12 protein-coding genes are annotated in these 16,591 nt (G+C 42.0%); 6 read left to right on the top strand and 6 right to left on the bottom strand.

Annotation, left to right across the window (positions count from 1 at the left end; translation table 11 throughout):
- Positions 1-182: 182 nt before the first annotated feature.
- Positions 183-3,212: a TonB-dependent receptor domain-containing protein gene (locus AC3KZC_RS02610; protein ID WP_490578172.1), complete on the top strand. Its 3,030-nt coding sequence runs from the start codon at positions 183-185 to the stop codon at positions 3,210-3,212.
- 132 nt (positions 3,213-3,344) lie between these two features.
- Here the strand turns inward: AC3KZC_RS02610 and zapE are convergent, their stop codons facing one another.
- Complete coding sequence (gene zapE, locus AC3KZC_RS02605) at positions 3,345-4,475, bottom strand: cell division protein ZapE (RefSeq protein ID WP_490578173.1); 1,131 nt, start codon at positions 4,473-4,475, stop codon at positions 3,345-3,347.
- A 63-nt stretch (positions 4,476-4,538) separates the two neighbouring features.
- Between zapE and rsuA the strand changes: the two genes are divergently transcribed.
- Both rsuA and AC3KZC_RS02595 read left to right on the top strand, forming a co-directional pair.
- A complete protein-coding gene (rsuA, locus tag AC3KZC_RS02600) occupies positions 4,539-5,240 on the top strand; it encodes a 16S rRNA pseudouridine(516) synthase RsuA (protein WP_490578174.1) in 702 nt (233 codons plus the stop codon).
- 220 nt (positions 5,241-5,460) lie between these two features.
- Positions 5,461-6,996, top strand: a complete 1,536-nt coding sequence (locus tag AC3KZC_RS02595) for a methyl-accepting chemotaxis protein (protein WP_490578175.1) — start codon at positions 5,461-5,463, stop codon at positions 6,994-6,996.
- 119 nt (positions 6,997-7,115) lie between these two features.
- Here the strand turns inward: AC3KZC_RS02595 and AC3KZC_RS02590 are convergent, their stop codons facing one another.
- The 5 genes from AC3KZC_RS02590 to AC3KZC_RS02570 form a co-directional block, all read right to left on the bottom strand.
- Positions 7,116-7,859, bottom strand: a complete 744-nt coding sequence (locus AC3KZC_RS02590; RefSeq protein ID WP_490578206.1) for a DUF2884 family protein — start codon at positions 7,857-7,859, stop codon at positions 7,116-7,118.
- Between the two features lie 157 nt (positions 7,860-8,016).
- Complete coding sequence (locus AC3KZC_RS02585) at positions 8,017-8,526, bottom strand: Lcl C-terminal domain-containing protein (protein WP_490578176.1); 510 nt, start codon at positions 8,524-8,526, stop codon at positions 8,017-8,019.
- A 9-nt stretch (positions 8,527-8,535) separates the two neighbouring features.
- On the bottom strand, positions 8,536-10,206 hold the full coding sequence (locus AC3KZC_RS02580; RefSeq protein ID WP_490578177.1) for an Lcl C-terminal domain-containing protein: 1,671 nt from the start codon (positions 10,204-10,206) through the stop codon (positions 8,536-8,538).
- Positions 10,207-10,266: 60 nt separating this feature from the next.
- On the bottom strand, positions 10,267-10,599 hold the full coding sequence (locus AC3KZC_RS02575; protein WP_490578178.1) for a hypothetical protein: 333 nt from the start codon (positions 10,597-10,599) through the stop codon (positions 10,267-10,269).
- Between the two features lie 26 nt (positions 10,600-10,625).
- Positions 10,626-11,348, bottom strand: a complete 723-nt coding sequence (locus tag AC3KZC_RS02570) for a DUF2982 domain-containing protein (RefSeq protein ID WP_490578179.1) — start codon at positions 11,346-11,348, stop codon at positions 10,626-10,628.
- 444 nt (positions 11,349-11,792) lie between these two features.
- On the opposite strand from AC3KZC_RS02570, the gene AC3KZC_RS02565 reads away from it, so the two are divergent.
- The 3 genes from AC3KZC_RS02565 (at position 11,793) to msrA (ending at position 16,577) form a co-directional block, all read left to right on the top strand.
- Positions 11,793-12,854, top strand: a complete 1,062-nt coding sequence (locus AC3KZC_RS02565) for an efflux RND transporter periplasmic adaptor subunit (protein ID WP_490578207.1) — start codon at positions 11,793-11,795, stop codon at positions 12,852-12,854.
- Complete coding sequence (locus tag AC3KZC_RS02560; protein WP_490578180.1) at positions 12,851-15,943, top strand: efflux RND transporter permease subunit; 3,093 nt, start codon at positions 12,851-12,853, stop codon at positions 15,941-15,943. Before AC3KZC_RS02565 ends, AC3KZC_RS02560 begins: the two co-directional genes overlap by 4 nt.
- A 97-nt stretch (positions 15,944-16,040) precedes the next feature.
- Positions 16,041-16,577: a peptide-methionine (S)-S-oxide reductase MsrA gene (gene msrA / locus AC3KZC_RS02555; protein WP_490578181.1), complete on the top strand. Its 537-nt coding sequence runs from the start codon at positions 16,041-16,043 to the stop codon at positions 16,575-16,577.
- Positions 16,578-16,591: the final 14 nt, after the last annotated feature.

Raw genomic sequence — 16,591 nt, 5'->3', positions numbered from 1 at the left:
AGCATTATTACCCACTTTAGGCTCAAGGTTAACACCTTGATTAAATTAAATATAAATCAATAGATATTAAATAGAGATAGAAACGGTTAACAATAGAGACACCTTAGATTGTGCTTTATTCAACATTCCCATAAAACTGAGTTTGCAAAAAACACAACAACTAGAAAAACAAGGGAATTAAAATGAAGTACATCACTTTTAAAAAGTGTCTGATCGCATGCGCTATCAGCAGTGCCTTTATCGGTCAAACACATGCAAATGAACAATCGATAGAAAAAAGCAGCGTTAATAATGTAGCAGCCCAAAGTTCAACTGCAAAAGACGACTTACCCGAAAAAATTACTGTAACTGGCTCTCGCCTGCGTCGTGATAGTTTTTCAGTAGCAACGCCTCTGGTCACAATGGACAAGGCCCAAATCCAAGATTCAGGATTAGGCTCGCTGTCTGAAATTTTGGTTGAAGGCTTTCCCGCTATTAGCGAAGGTAGCAGCAATACTAACTCACAATCGAGTGTACAAAATACCGGTTTATCAACCATTGACCTTCGTAACTTAGGCACTAACCGTACCTTAACATTAATTGATGGTCGCCGCGTAGTCTCAAATAGTTACAGTGGTAATTATGTCAGTTTAAGTACTATCCCAACCGGTATGGTCGATAGAGTCGAAATCATTTCTGGTGGTGCATCTGCAACTTATGGCTCTGATGCGGTCGCTGGGGTTGTGAATATTATTACTCAAAGCAAAAAAGAAGGTGCAGAAATAAAGGCCCGCGCGGGTAGCGCAACTGAAGGTGGGGCTGAAGAATTTAGCCTTGATTTAAGCTACGGCTCGTCATTTGGTAATGAAAATGGCTACATGTATGTCAGCACTTCATTTGATCGCCAGTTAGGGATTAGTTTTTATGACCGTAAACGCGCGGCTATAGAAACAGACTATCGTTACAGCAATACTAAAATGTGTAACGAAATGAATACCGAAAACGGTTATCAATGTATTGCTGATATCTCGCAAGCTGATTGGCGCGACCGCAGCGATGGCACTTTAGGTGGCGTTTTTTTAGAGGCCAGTCAAAATGACACGCAGTTTTGGTATGACGAAAGTGGATTACGTAATGACTGGCGCGATAACGAAGAGCGTTTTGGTGTGAATTCAGCACAATGGGAAGATTTAAAAATTCCTGAAGATAGAATGTCGAGCGCTATTAAATTTGATTATGATTTTAACTCGTCGCTTTCGGGGTATTTCCAAGTTCAATACGCCCAAAATGATTCAGAAAATGTTAAATCACCTGAAGATGAATACGAAGGCGCCTATGCGCTCGTGTTAGACCCTATAACGGGTGAGCCAAGTCGGGTGGCACCGGGTTACATCCCAATTAATAACCCTTATGTACCGCAAGAGATTTTAGACGCAAACCCATACAAAAATAGAATTTATTGGGATCGTCGTTTTGGTGAAGTGGGTGAAATTGTGAATGACAATAAACGCACCACATTACGCACTTGGGCTGGTTTGCAAGGCACGGTATTTAATGATCAATGGGATTGGGATGTATCCGTTGGTTTTGGTCAATTTAAGCAAAAACAAAATCGCTACAATGAATTAAATACGTTTCACGTTAACAATGCATTACAAGCTGAATACGCACAAGATGGTGTCACCATTCAATGTAAAGATGAAGCCGCACGAGCTGAAGGCTGTGTGCCGTTAAATTTATTTGGTATTGGCTCTATCACGCCTGAAGCGGCCGATTACATCCGCGCCAACCCAACCATCACAACCGATATCGAGCAATTCAATGTGCTCGGTTACATGACAGGTGATTTGTACGAATTGCCAGCAGGTACTGTTACCGCGGTATTTGGGGGTGAGTTCCGCCGTGATTCACAAAAAGTAAAAACCAGTAAAGAACAAGAGTTTGGTGGCATTACTTTTAACGTAGTCCCGACTTTTTCTGGTGAAGTTGAAGTATCTGAACTATTTGCCGAAGCAGCAATTCCACTCTTAAAAGATGCACCGGGTGCTAAAAGCTTAACCGCTGAATTATCGGCTAGAATTGCAGATTACTCTTGGTCAAATACAGGTTTAGTGGGCAGCTATAAAGTCGGCTTAATTTGGGAGCCAATTGCAGGTTACGCTGTACGAGCCAACTACGCACTAGCACAACGAGCGCCAACCATTACTGAATTAGTCTCTCCACCACGCGGTGACTATGATTCTTTTACCGATATTTGTAATGGTGTCACAGCAACATCAACCAATCCTGGTCATGATAATTGCCGTAAAGAGCCAACCATTGCAGCGGTTATTGCCGATGAAGGCGTATTTATAGATGGTAATAACAGTTACTCACCCAATACCGGTAATACTGAGTTAAAAGAAGAAAGTGCCGACACCTACACCCTTGGGATGACATTTGCACCTAGCTTTTTTGAAGGCTTTCGTTTAGCAGTTGATTACTACGATATTAAAATTAGCGATGCGATTGCCCAAATCGACAATGCCGACATTATTACGCAGTGTTACGACTCCGCATTACCATGGGGATCTGATAACCGTTTTTGTAACGACATCAAACGTGATTCAGAAGGTAATATCATTGAGATTTTACAGCGTTCATTTAACTTAGATGAATTACGTACTCGCGGTTACGATGTAGCAGCTGAATACCGTTACGATTTAACTGAACTTGGCAGCTTAACCTTTAAAGCTGACATGACTCACGTTATTGAATATTCAAAAACATTTGCAACCAATGATGGTATTCAAACCAATCAATATGCAGGCCAGCTAGATAACGGCATATTTACCGATCGCGCATCGATGTCTCTTGCTTGGGCCTATGAGGGGCTGCGTTTACGTTGGAGCACTAAGTTCCGTGGTGCGGTAATTGATAGCCAATCTCGTGCTGACTCATATGTAAAAGCAGTGGAGGCTAATAACGAGCGCTGCGCCGCTAATGACACAGGTTGTATCGCCAATCCTGAACAACTTGCTTATCACACGCTACCTTCTTACACCACACACGATGTGTCAGCTTCCTATAACTTCTCATTGAATCAAACTTCTGATGTGCGACTATCAGGTGGTGTAAACAATGTGTTTGATAACAAAGGACCATTTGTACTCGGTGGTACAGGCAACTTCAGCAGTAGTTATGGCGGTGGTGTGGGTCGTTTCGCGTATTTAAGCGCTGAAGTACGCTTTTAACAGCTCATTCATTTAGATAATCCCAACAAAGCCAGTGTTAAAACTGGCTTTTTTTGTTTCAAACTCAGCAATATGGCGCAAGCCTCAACAGGCAACACTCGCAAATTCAAACGCTAAAATAGGAAAAGAACACTAAGATACCAACCAAGTTTGCATTTCAACTAAACGCGACTCTGTGCGCGCAAATTCAAACGCCAAGCGCTCCCCTTGATACAGCGCTTGCATATCAGCATCACTGCTAATCACTAACAAAACTTGTTGATCGTAACATTCATCCACTAACGCAATAAAACGCCTCGCTTCGTCATCAAGTTGCGCAAGTTCTGCCGCATCCCCACCTCGTTGATAACCATCTTCAACGCCCTGCACCAGCTGATGTTTCGCTTTATGCTTTGCCATCACAGGCACATTCGCCAGATAAATCACCTTAAATTGTTGCGCTAAAGCAATGTAGTCATTGGCGCTTCGGGGGCCTGAGCACAGCGCCATAAAATCAAACATAATATGCCGCTGATAACATGCTAAATAATCAATGTGACGATGATTAATCAGCAAAGTACCAGCACAATTTCTCCTTTTAGTCTCACTTTTCGAATTTGCTTTAAATTGGGCGTATAGCCATTCAATATCATTAGGTAAACAATAATGGCGATACCGCTTTCCTGCGGCAAAGCGATGATCCACTAAACCTTGTAATGAAACCACGTCACAGTAGTGATTCAGTAAATCAATGGTGGCCAAAAATCGTTGGCGTTGTAAGCCATTGCGATACAAGTCGGCAGGCGCACAGTTAGAGGTTGCAATCAAAATAACGCCTTGCTCGAACAAAGCCTCGATTAAATTAGCTAAAATCATCGCATCGCCAATATCGCTCACAAAAAACTCGTCAAAACATAATACTTCGGTTTGACTTCGCCACTGCCTAGCGATGGTTTTTAACGGATTTTTTTGCCCTTGCAAGCGCGCTAAATCTTGATGAACCTGCTGCATGAAATGATGAAAATGAAGGCGTGATTTATGTGGGGTTTTTAAGCTGTTAAAAAACATATCCATCAACATCGATTTACCGCGCCCAACAGGGCCATATAAATACACCCCTTTAATTGTTTTAGGCTTTGACAATGATGACAGCCAATTACGAGAGGATTGGGCTCGGCCATTGAGCTTAGAGGCAAGCTTCTCCAGCGCCAAAATCGCTTGTTGCTGAGCCGGATCGGCCTGCAATTGCCCCTGCGCAACTAAGTTTAAATAGTGTTCTTGCATTTAACTCCCATAGGCAATCGGCTATACTCGCCGCCATTGTAACTTAGCCGCCAGAGCCGCCCTATGAAATTCCCTTGTCGATTAGATAAATTTATTAGTCATTTAACCGAATTACCGCGCACCAAAACCAAGGCGGGCATTAAGCGCAAATACGCCAAAGTTAATGGCACAGTGATCACAAGCTTTGATTATCAAGTCACCGAAAGTGACGTGGTGCTTTGGCAAGACACGCAACTTGAAGTACTAGGCGACCGCTATTTTATGCTAAATAAACCAGAAGGTTACGTTTGCGCTACCAGCGATGAGTTACATCAAACAGTACTTGAATTACTCGACGAACCCGTCATGTCACAATTACACATTGCGGGTCGTTTAGACTTAGATACCACTGGCCTTGTGCTTATCACAAACGATGGTGAATGGTCGCATAAAGTAACATCGCCAAAATACCAAAAATATAAAACTTACTTAGTTGAAACATTAGAGCCATTGACTGATGATGCCTTACAAGAGTTACGTGATGGCGTTCAACTTCATGGCGAAAAAGGCCCTACCCAACCCGCTATTGTTGAACAGCTAGCCGAATACTCAGTTCGTATCGCTATTTGCGAAGGAAAATACCATCAAGTTAAACGTATGTTTGCAGCCGTTGGTAATAAAGTAGAAGTATTACACCGCGAAAAAATAGCAGGCATTACACTTGATGCTGATTTAGCGCCTGGCGAATACCGCCGATTAACAGCCGAAGAAATCCAGTCTATCTAGTTAGGAGCTGCTTCAACATTAATAAATATCATGTTAAATAAGCGATTTTTATAATATCTCCCCTAGCTGAGCGCAAAAAAAGCGTTATTATCTAGTTAACAAACTGTGATAATTAGGGTGGTCAGTTTTGAAATCGCTTAGCTTACGTTCAAAAATTACGTTTTTCGTCTCGATTTTATTTTTATGTTTGGTCAGTATCGCGTTCTTAGGCTTGCAGTCTATGCGCCATGCCAGCGAAACTGACAATATATCCCGCATAAACCAACTGATGAAAAGCACGAGTAACATAGTCAATCAATTCGAAGCACTCGCCCAATCGGGTCAAATCACTGAGTCTCAAGCCAAACAATTTGCCACTCAAATGCTACGCGAAAACAAATATCACGATTCAGAATATGTTTATATTGTTGATGATTCACTGAATTTTGTCGCAACGCCTCACGACCCACAACTGCACGGCACCAGTTTTAATGACTTTAAAGACGCCAGCGGTGCGAGTATTGGCCGCATGGTTGAACGCTTAGTTGGCAGCCAAACAAACCGAATCATTACATATCACTGGGATTCGGAGCGCAACGGTGAAGTTGTCGACTTAACCTCTGTGGTCCAAAAAACGCCTGTGTGGGGTTGGTATGTTGGCACTGGCATTAGCTCAAAAGAAGTCGATGATCGCTACTGGTCAACTGCCAAATGGCTATTGGCCTATGCGGTCGTGATTTCGATTGTAATGTCAGCCATTTTAGCTAAGTTTGGCTTTGGTTTGATTAATAATTTAGGCGCTGAAATTGACGATGTATTACAAGTTGTAAAACAAGTATCACGCGGTAATCTTAAAAACAATGCCCAATACGCTCAAGCGAATAGCGATAGCATCATTGGTGCCATGAATTACATGCAAACCGGGCTTCAAACAGTGGTCCATAGCATTAAAAATGTATCAGATACCCTTAATGAACACAGCCGGGCTTCTGAGCGACGCACGATTGAGCTTGAACAATTAACTCACTCTATGAGCAATGAAACCCACATCATCGCCGCTACTATTACGCAGTTATCGGCTTCGGCGGGCACAGTATCAAGCAACGCCGAGCAAGCTGCAGAGTCTGTTAAAGAGGCTGAACTTCAAGGTAAAAACGCCTTTGCTTTGACCGAAGAATCGGCCAAAACGATCGCATTACTCGAAAAGCAAATTGAAAGTGCAGGGAGCAATATTCAAATACTGGATGACGAAGTTAAAAATATTGCGAGTGTGTTATCTGTCATTCAAGGCATTGCCGAGCAAACCAATTTACTTGCTCTGAATGCAGCAATTGAGGCTGCACGCGCGGGCGATCAGGGTCGAGGGTTTGCTGTGGTTGCAGATGAAGTACGCCAACTAGCGCAGCGCACTCAAGCAAGCACTGAAGAAATTCAACAAATGATTTCGAAACTACAAAGTGCCACAAAAGATGCAAAAAGTTCGGTCACACAAAGCATTGCCACCAGCGAAGAAACGGTCACTAAATCACAAAAAGTGTCAGATCAACTCGAAAAAATAGCGATATCACTATCGGCTATTTCTTCAATGAGCCACCAAATTTCGGTTGCCGCAAAAGAGCAGCTAGAAGCAGGTGAAGACACGGCAAGACGCATTGTAAATATTTCAGATACAGCCAGTAATACTGCCGAAGTATCACAGCAAGCGCATAGTTCGAGCGATCAAATGAAGCGCTTAATCACCAAACTTGATCATGAAATTGCCAAGTTCGAATTATAATTGAGCAATATTTTTAAACTAAAAAAGGCTGCGTTGCAGCCTATTGTGAGTTAATCCTAAATAGCAGCCAGAGATTGATTAATTATCCAGTATTGGGGTTAATGTATTGTGTATCACTGTTATTTAACTTGAACTAAATCAAAATCGAGTAACTCTGGCACTAGCTGTTGTAACTGGGTTTCAGTTTCATCAAGTAGTTTTAAATAACCACAATATTCAGCAGCTTTCTTTTCCATTTGTGTTGCCTTGCGCAATAAGGAGCGATCAATTTCTTTGGCGATAAGATCCATTCGATCGCCCATGTCAGAGATGCGATCTTCGATATTGCCTTCATTTGATTCAAATGCATCACCAAGGGCCACTAAAATAGCGCCAAGTGAGCCATGAACCGCAGAGTGAATTTTTCCGCTGATTTCTTTTTCAAAAAAATCATCTAATTTAGCCAAGGATTGTGGTGCGATATAAAAAAAGTCATCGCCTTTTTTAAAGCGATCCATCAGCGCCCGCTCGACATATTGCAATTGATCTTTGAGCACTTCAGGTTCTTTACCTGTGTAGCCCGTCACAACCTGTTCGATTGCTGTTAACCCCAAGTTCACACCATCCGTCGCCAATGAAACTAGCTCAGGTACAGTGTCACGTAGGCCTTTGCTATATTGCATCAATACTTGGCTATCTTTTTCATCAAGGATTTTCCAACGGCCTTTAATAAACAATTGCGTATCATTGTTTATTTGCACGCGGGTTTGCCCTTTATCAACGATGCGGATCACATCCTCGGTAATGATTAAACCATGACCAAGCTGAACATCACATTGTTCTTGAGCAAAAAGTTGTGGGCTGCAAAGCAGCAACAGCAACATGGTGCTGCATGGTTTAAAACTGAGCAGATGTTTGAGCATGAATCCCCCTTGAGTACTCAAGGGTAACAAACTGAATAACCGCTTTCAAAACAAATCGAAGCCCCTTGCTTACAAAGGGGCGTTTAACTTGCTTAAAACCTAACTATTGCGACTGATCTTATTGTGCGTACCTAACTAAACGGACAAAAACATCTGCTTGTTTACGTTTTAAGTTATTTTTACCGCTGTAAAATGCATACGACCATGCATGATCAGCCATATTAATGCTAGAGGTATTGCTCCAATAGTTTTCAGCAACGGTGGCTGGAAACAGCTCGCTATTAATAGCAGGATCAACACAGCTTCGCTCAACGACTGTCGCAAGCTCTTTTGCGCTCGGTAAATGCCAGTCGCTAAACCCTGCGAACCTCGTTGTCTCTGCATTTTTTAATGCTTGCTGCCATGTCATTTGTAACGCATTTCCTGTGCAGGTATTACTGCTGCTTTGCCATGTTTGCCCTAAACTACAGCGCATCCACATCAAGCCTGTTCGTAAGTCATGGGCTGTACCATCGACACTTGTGCTAAATGATTCTGTGCTGGTGGTTACAATCAAATCTTTGTCATAGCACGTTTGTGCGGTGGCTGTTTGGCTAACAATTGCAAGAGCCATTAGGTAATATTTCATCATCAACTCCTATGGTGTTCTAACCAAACGTAAATAAGCTGTGCTTGTTTTTGGATAAGCCAAATCATTACCGGTTTGAAAATCTAAGATCCAGGCAAAACTCAAGCTTTGTCCATCAGCACTGGTTTCTTTGGTCCAATAGCGCAAGTGGCCCAATGTATTCACGTTAGGTAAATTAGGAAAATATACTTTATCTATTAGCGGCCCATTTCCTTGCTTATCTAAATCCATTAAACCCATTAATTCGTTATAGCTTGGTATGCGCCAATTATTCGCACCACAATAATTAGCTGCGTTTACCTGAGCGACATAGGTTTCGATTCCGCAATCGATATCACTTGGACAAGAAGACTTAGCCGCTGCTGCAACACCTGACACTCCGCCGTTCCCTTCGCCAGTATAAAACCAGCTATAGTGATTTTTACCCTCTCTTAATTGGGTGTTTGGCAAAATACCGGTGTTTGCTTGTTTGACCTCCCAAATAAGCCCTGTGACATTGTCACGTACACAGCTAAACTTAGTCGCATTGTCTGGCAGCTCATCAGCGAACTCATCGAGTTTGGTAAAATCAAACGCCAGCGTACCTGCGCCTACTTTGTCGAGATGATCTGCAACCACATCACGCCCTAACTCAGCATCTTGCCCAGGAAAATCCGCATTACCACAGCTAATTTGAGCGGTATTATTGAAGCATTTTTTCATACCTGAATCATTATTTAGCCCAAGCGGTAATGGCTGAATGTTAATTTGTGTTTGCGCCGTTGCTGTACGCGTTTTGTCATCTGTAATGGTGACTTCAAAAATCAATTGTTCTGCAACATCAATGTCCGGCACAATAAAACGTGCTTGGCATTGTTCAGCATCGATTAAATCCATCATTGACCCTGTCACTTGCTGCCAATAACAGGTGTAACCGTCAGTTAAAGTTTTTGACGCTGATGCATCCAGTGTCACTGTTTCAAATTCTTTCACCGTCTGGCTATTACCTGCGTCAGGTGCAATGACTTGTGTGGTTTTTCGTAATATTAAATCATGATAATTAGTGCTTTTACCGCCTTCATCATCGGTAATCGTTAAACTAAATTGTACTTGATTGTCTTGTTCTAACATTGGGTGTTTGAAGGTTAAATTTTTAGCCGTTAATTCGCTGATTTCAATTAATGCACCCGACGTTTGCAGCCAATTATATGCCACTAAAACGCCATCAGTATCAGGGTCTTTCGAGCCATCACTGCTAAGAACTATCGTATCGTTAAATTTAGAAGGCAGCTGTGCAGGGGCAGTTTGTTTAATAGAAACTATCGGTAATTGATTCACCGAATTGACCGTAACAGTGACGGAGTCCATTAACACTTCTTTTGCAGGTGTGGTGTACTTAAGATCAAAAACCAGCTTCGTTGCCAGCTTAACAGAAGGCAGCGTGACTGTTTGTGTTGCACCAGTGAGCGGGAAATTACTCAACAGAGGACCACTGACTTGCGACCAAATAAACTCACCACCCGCAGGAGTGGCTTGGCCAGAGAGTGTAATGACTGATTTTTCTGCGGCAGCTTGATCGCTACCCGCATTGATACTGCTTACAGGTAGTGGAGCTGATGAATTAGATGAGTCCCCTCCGCCTCCGCCACAGGCAGTCAGCAGACATACTGAAAAAGTGAGACATACCAAGTTTTTATACATAATCTATTCCTGTACTAAGACTGAAACAGATAAAGCAAAAAGCGAGCCAGCTATTTTTGACTAAAGGTAACTCTCTTGATGAATACGAACAAACAACTTCGTGCCTATTTTTGTGTAATCTATTTTATATTCGCGCCCATCAAGTGATTGAACAAACAATAAAGATTTCTCTTCACTAAACACCTCTGGGCTGGCTATGTGCATTACTTCAAGGTAACGCTCTTTTGCATCGCGACGGTTTTTTGGCAGTTCTTCTTTGAAGGGCTCAAGACCATGCTGCGTCACTTTAATTTTTGGATGGTTCTCACCATTTACTAACACCAAATCAAACTTTTTTTCTTTATGGATGATGGTATTGCGACCACTCAGAATATAAGCTCTTTCCATACTCATGATCTTGTTCCTGTTATGCTTCTATATTACAACGATTGCTGATTATCAATTGAACTTAAAATACTATCTGCATTTAACTGCCAACGGTGAATCAAATAAACAAACTCATCCGCATTTCTATCAAGCATATTAAGAGGTATTAATAAATCATAGCCAATAAGTTGACGTAAGTTAGTCATTCTATTAGCAAACATAGCGATCAATCCACTATAAGTCTGCCCTTTTTTACTACAAAAATCTGTGTTTTCAACTAAAAAAGACTCTACATCTTGTAATTGCTGATACTTTTCTCGCAGCGGTTCACGCAATAAGTGTCGTTGCTCGATCAATATTCGCGCAGCTAAACGAGGTGAAAGCTGCTGTAAAAAGCCATCATAATCTTTAATTTTAAGACCGATGCAATTGAGAGGTTTGCTTAAGAACTCACTACTTATGCTTGGGATCCCAGCGACTTCAAGATTACTGAGTTGTAACTCCCAACAACCATATTTATGATGAAACTCAAGTTGTTGCTCATAAAAAACCAAACTAAAGCGTGGCTCGGTCATTTTAAAGTAGCCAATCAGCATACCGACCAAACACGCACTGATCAGTCCGATTTCCGCCAGTAAAATGGAACCTGGTTTGAGCTTAATTGCCAACATTAAAATTAGCAGCGCCAAACTACTCACTAACAGAGTTTCGACACCATGCTTATTGCTTGAAGCTTGGATCACTAAGCGTGCTTGGTCTTTTAATAATTTAGCCATAACGATAAAAACTAAAATAAACAACAGCCATCAGCACACCCCAAATAATCATCGCTCTTATTGTTCGGCAATAAGGGCATTCACTTATTTTTTTCATATTATTTATTAATTAACCTCAATACTGGATCATAAATTAATTTCAGACAGCTATTGTCAACGCTCACTGTGCTAGCCTTTAAAAAGTCAGGCTAAAATAGACAACTTGAAAAGTTAATTTTAATTAAATGCATTGTTAAACCTTTTTTAGAACTGAGGTTAATTAACGCTTATCTAATAAGCCTGTTAAAATTATACAACACTGTTTACACTTTAAGTTGCTCCCTGCTGTTCCTAATTAAACCAAGCTTTACGGTCAACTGCCTTTTTTCTGAGATACATGGTAGATCAATTCTAGTCAGTATTACGTAAACTACTTAGCCCCTAACATAACGAAACCAACTTATGATGCGCAATTATCAATTAGGTAAAATTTTATTTCCATTTTTAATCGTACTGCTCACTGTTACGTGTATCTATTTATATTTCCCAAAGCATTCAGATGAAAATCAGGCATTTGCCAGCAAGCCTACCACTGTTAGTGCCATAAAAGTGACCTCACAAACACAAAGCATTGACCTTGAATCCTTCGGTACAAGTAGAGCGAAAGAAGCCATTTTCATTAAAAGCGCACACAATGATTACATAAGTGAGGTGTTTTTTAATGATGGTGACGAAGTTGAAAAAGGACACATTTTAGTCCAACTCAATGTTGAACAAGAGCAAGCAGCTGTCAAAGAGTTGCAAATTAATTTAAAAGAAGAACAACGCCAACTTAATCGCCTCACTGAACTGGCAAAAAGCCAAGCGACAGCAAAATCATTATTAGAAGAGCAACGCTCTAAATTTGAAGCAACTCAAGTACAACTTGCTGCAGCCACAATACGGTTAGAGCAGATGACCATCACGGCACCATTTTCAGGCCGCCTTGGACGCCGTTTAGTATCGCCTGGTGAATTTATTACCAGCGCCAATGACATAACCACCCTTGATGACATCAGCACGATTAAAGTCGATTTTAACGTCCCAGAAAAATACCTTGCAGCTTTAACACCAAACATGACGGTGACAGCAAAAAGCCCTGCATATCCGGGAGTCATTTTTTCTGGCGTACTGAGCAATATCGGCTCTCGCATAAACTCAACCACCCGAAGCGTCCCTGTAACTGCAAGTTTTACAAACAAAGATAAACAGTTACGTTCAGGGATGTTACTGCATACCTTTGTTAAATTATCAGAATTCAACGCTATTTTAGTACCCGAGAAATCCATTATTCCGATTGAAAATCAGCACTTTGTTTATGTCGTTGAAAATGGCTTAGCTAATCGTAAAGAAGTGACGATTTTACAGCGCTTACACGGGCAAGTAGCCATCGCTGATGGGCTAAGCGAAGGGCAGCTCGTGGTTACTGAAGGAATTATTAAAATTCGCCCAGGAAGCAGCGTTGAAGTAAAAGGTGACGCACTGTGAAAATAACCGATATCTCAGTCAAACGACCGGTTTTTGCAATTGTAATCAACCTGTTGTTACTCACTTTTGGCATCGTCGCCTTTTCAATGCTGCCACTGCGTGAGTATCCAGACATTGATACACCTATCGTCTCAATTAGCACCTCTTACCCTGGCGCATCGTCTGAAATTATTGAAACAAAAATCACTCAAATAATCGAAAACCAAATTTCAGGCATTGAAGGCATCAACAACATAACATCGTCAAGTAGCAATGGCCGCTCAAATATTACGATAGAATTTAATATCAATCGTGATATTGATGCTGCAGCTAATGATGTGCGCGAACGTGTCTCACGCGCGGTTAATAACCTGCCTGATCAAGTACGTCCACCAGAAGTAACCAAATCCGATAGCGACGATAGCCCCATTGCTTGGTTTGTACTTAACAGCACAACTATGAACTCACTTGAACTATCAGATTACGCGCAGCGTTATATTGTTGATCGTATTGCTGTAGTTGATGGCGTCGCGAATGTGCGTGTTGGTGGTGAGCGTCGTTATGCGATGAAAATTTGGCTCAACCGAGATCAAATGGCCGCAAGGGGCATCACCGCCTCCGAAATCGAAACAGTATTACGCGCCGAAAATGTAGAGTTACCCGCAGGTGAAATTGAATCGGTTGACCGTGATTTTACCGTACGTACCGCTCGCAGCTATAAAAACCAAGAAGACTTTGAAAACCTTGTCGTTAAACGTGGCCTTGATGGCTATTTAGTGCGATTAAATGAAGTGGCAGACGTTAAACTTGAAGCACAAGATGAAGAAAACCTGTTTCGAGGCAATGGCCGTAATATGATTGGCCTTGGGATCATCAAACAAGCTAAAGCAAATACCTTAACCGTGGTTGAAAATGCCCGCGCCGAACTTAATAAAATTAAACAAAGTTTACCGCAAGGCACCACTATTGAAGACAGTTACGATTCATCGATTTTTATCAGTGAATCAATCAACGAGGTATATCGCACCTTAGTTATTTCGATGATTTTGGTGGTACTTGTTATCTATTTATTTTTAGGTAATTTACGCGCCACGCTTATTCCAGCCATTACGGTTCCTGTCGCGCTCATTGGCAGCTTTATGTTTTTATATGCAATGGGTTACTCGATAAACCTCTTAACATTATTGGCTTTGGTACTTGCTATTGGCTTAGTGGTTGATGATGCCATTGTAATGCTTGAAAACATTCACCGCCGTATTGAACTGGGCGAGCCTCGCTTATTGGCAGCCTATCGGGGTGCTCGTGAAGTTGGGTTTGCAATTATTGCTACAACCTTAGTGTTGATTGCCGTATTTGTACCTCTTGTTTTTATGGAGGGCCGCGTGGGTAGCTTATTCACTGAATTTGCCATGGCGGTGAGTGCTGCGGTTATTTTCTCAAGTATTACTGCATTGACCCTTTCACCAGCATTGTGCTCAAAACTACTCAAACCATCCAATAAAGAATCTAAATTTAACCAGATGATTGAGCGCTTCTTAACGCGCGTTGAGAAAAAGTATCAGGCCGTACTTGAAAGCAATTTGCAAAAAAGCAAAAGCATGTCGCTAGTGCTAATTTTAGCGGCCGTGGCGAGCTTTTTATTAATGCAACTGCTTCCTTCAGAGCTGACCCCCAAAGAAGATCGCGGCACATTTTTTATCATGATGAATGGGCCTGAAGGTGCAAGCTATGAAAATAACGCGGCCAACATGGCCAAAATTGAAGACAAACTGCTGCCTTATGCCGAAGCTGGTGAGCTAAGCCGAGTGCTGGTTCGAGTACCAGGCTGGGGCGGCCAAGGTGGTGTCGCGATTGTTGGGATGGATGATTGGGAAAACCGCACGCGCTCAACATGGCAAGTAATGGATGAAATCAGCAAAGAGCTTCAAAGCGTAACCGATGTTCGTGCTTTTGCCATTATGCGCTCAGGTATTGGTGGCGGTGGTAATAGCCGCCCAGTAGAGTTTGTATTACAAGGGAATGACTATCATGAGCTAGCAAGCTGGCGCGATAGGATCATTGAGCGCGCTAAAACTAATTCTGGTTTGGTGCGTATTGACCACGATTACAAAGAGACCTTTCCACAGTTTTTAGTTCATATCGACAAAAACAAAGCAGCCGACTTAGGCATTTCTGTCAGTGAAATTGGTCGTACACTAGAATCCATGCTCGGCCAGCGCCGCGTCACAACATTTATCGACCGAGGCGAAGAATACGATGTGATGATCAAAGGCACAAAAGATAACTTTAGCGATCCTAAAGCCATTGCCGATATTTATTTAAAATCACGCTCTGGGGAGTTTGTCCCGCTTGATAGTTTAATCACCTTAACCGAAAGTGCGACCGCAGCAAGGTTAAACCGCTTTGATAGGATGCGCGCGATCACTCTTAGCGCCAACTTAGCTGATGGATACCCACTTTCTGAGGCGCTTAACTTTTTAAATACCGTCGCACTAGAAGAAAACGACATTGAAGGTTCAATTGCTTACAAAGGTGAGTCGCAATTATTCTACGAAGGCGCTTCAGCGATGACTGCGGTTTTTGTCTTGGCGTTACTGGTCACTTTTTTAGTATTAGCTGCACAATTTGAAAGCTTTATTCATCCTTTTGTTATCATGTTAACCGTACCACTTGGTTTAGTGGGCGCACTGCTCGGCCTGTATTTTAGCGGTTCAACGATTAACATTTATAGCCAAATCGGTATTGTGATGCTGATTGGTCTAAGTGCTAAAAATGGTATTTTGATTGTGGAATTTGCCAATCAACTACGTGACAAAGGCATTGAATTTAAACAAGCGATTATTCAAGCGGCAAGCCAACGTTTGCGCCCAATTGTAATGACCTCACTCACGACGGTGATGAGCTCAGTGCCTTTGGTCATGGCAACAGGACCAGGCGCTGAAAGCCGCATGGTGATTGGTATTGTGGTCTTTACTGGTGTGATTGCCGCCACAGTACTAACCTTATTTATTGTGCCTTGCGCGTATTATGCCTTAGCAAAGAAAACCCAATCACCTGAGTTTTTATTGCATCAACTCGAGCAACAGGATAAAGACCATCCAACTCAATAAACTCACCTGTCATTGCTCTGACGCTGACAGGTTATGATCCAGACAACAATAACAGCGTATTGACCAACAATACGCTGTTTTTTAATGAGGAATGTGAATGACATCTCAAACAGAATTAGCAACATTGGGTGGGGGCTGCTTTTGGTGTATTGATGCCGCCTTTCGCCAAGTAAAAGGCGTTGTACAAGTACTTTCTGGCTATGCTGGAGGCGAGATAACAGCGCCAACCTATCAACAAATTTGCACCGGTCAAACAGGCCATGCTGAAGTTGTTCAAATTGAATTTGACCCAACCGTCGTGACGTTCGATACATTATTAGATATGTTTTTTGTGTTGCACGATGCAACACAACTTAATCGCCAAGGCAATGATGTGGGTACACAATACCGAAGCGTGATTTTTTATCACAGTGCCCAACAGCAGCAAAACAGCCAAGAAAAAATCGCCGCTTTACAAGCGACTTATTCAGCACCAATTGTGACAGAATTAAGCCCTGTCCCTGTGTTTTACTCTGCCGAGCAATATCATCAAGATTATTACAGTGCCAATCCGAATCAAGGGTATTGCAGCATTATGATCGCCCCAAAAATTGCAAAATTTAACGCGATTTTTACCAATTACCTCATCGAATAAAGACAAAAAAGGCG

The organism is Pseudoalteromonas sp. J2K-J031, assembly GCF_058197095.2.
This window is presented reverse-complemented; position numbering and strand designations above follow the sequence as displayed.

What these genes read in the sequence shown, in the direction of transcription:
- msrA (WP_490578181.1), top strand. Translation starts at nt 16,041, where the DNA reads ATGACATCTCAAACAGAATTAGCAACATTGGGTGGGGGCTGCTTTTGG.
- AC3KZC_RS02585 (WP_490578176.1), bottom strand. Translation starts at nt 8,526, where the DNA reads ATGAAATATTACCTAATGGCTCTTGCAATTGTTAGCCAAACAGCCACC.
- AC3KZC_RS02580 (WP_490578177.1), bottom strand. Translation starts at nt 10,206, where the DNA reads ATGTATAAAAACTTGGTATGTCTCACTTTTTCAGTATGTCTGCTGACT.
- zapE (WP_490578173.1), bottom strand. Translation starts at nt 4,475, where the DNA reads ATGCAAGAACACTATTTAAACTTAGTTGCGCAGGGGCAATTGCAGGCC.
- AC3KZC_RS02575 (WP_490578178.1), bottom strand. Translation starts at nt 10,599, where the DNA reads ATGAGTATGGAAAGAGCTTATATTCTGAGTGGTCGCAATACCATCATC.
- AC3KZC_RS02565 (WP_490578207.1), top strand. Translation starts at nt 11,793, where the DNA reads ATGCGCAATTATCAATTAGGTAAAATTTTATTTCCATTTTTAATCGTA.
- rsuA (WP_490578174.1), top strand. Translation starts at nt 4,539, where the DNA reads ATGAAATTCCCTTGTCGATTAGATAAATTTATTAGTCATTTAACCGAA.
- AC3KZC_RS02610 (WP_490578172.1), top strand. Translation starts at nt 183, where the DNA reads ATGAAGTACATCACTTTTAAAAAGTGTCTGATCGCATGCGCTATCAGC.
- AC3KZC_RS02595 (WP_490578175.1), top strand. Translation starts at nt 5,461, where the DNA reads ATGCGCCATGCCAGCGAAACTGACAATATATCCCGCATAAACCAACTG.
- AC3KZC_RS02570 (WP_490578179.1), bottom strand. Translation starts at nt 11,348, where the DNA reads ATGGCTAAATTATTAAAAGACCAAGCACGCTTAGTGATCCAAGCTTCA.
- AC3KZC_RS02590 (WP_490578206.1), bottom strand. Translation starts at nt 7,859, where the DNA reads ATGTTGCTGTTGCTGCTTTGCAGCCCACAACTTTTTGCTCAAGAACAA.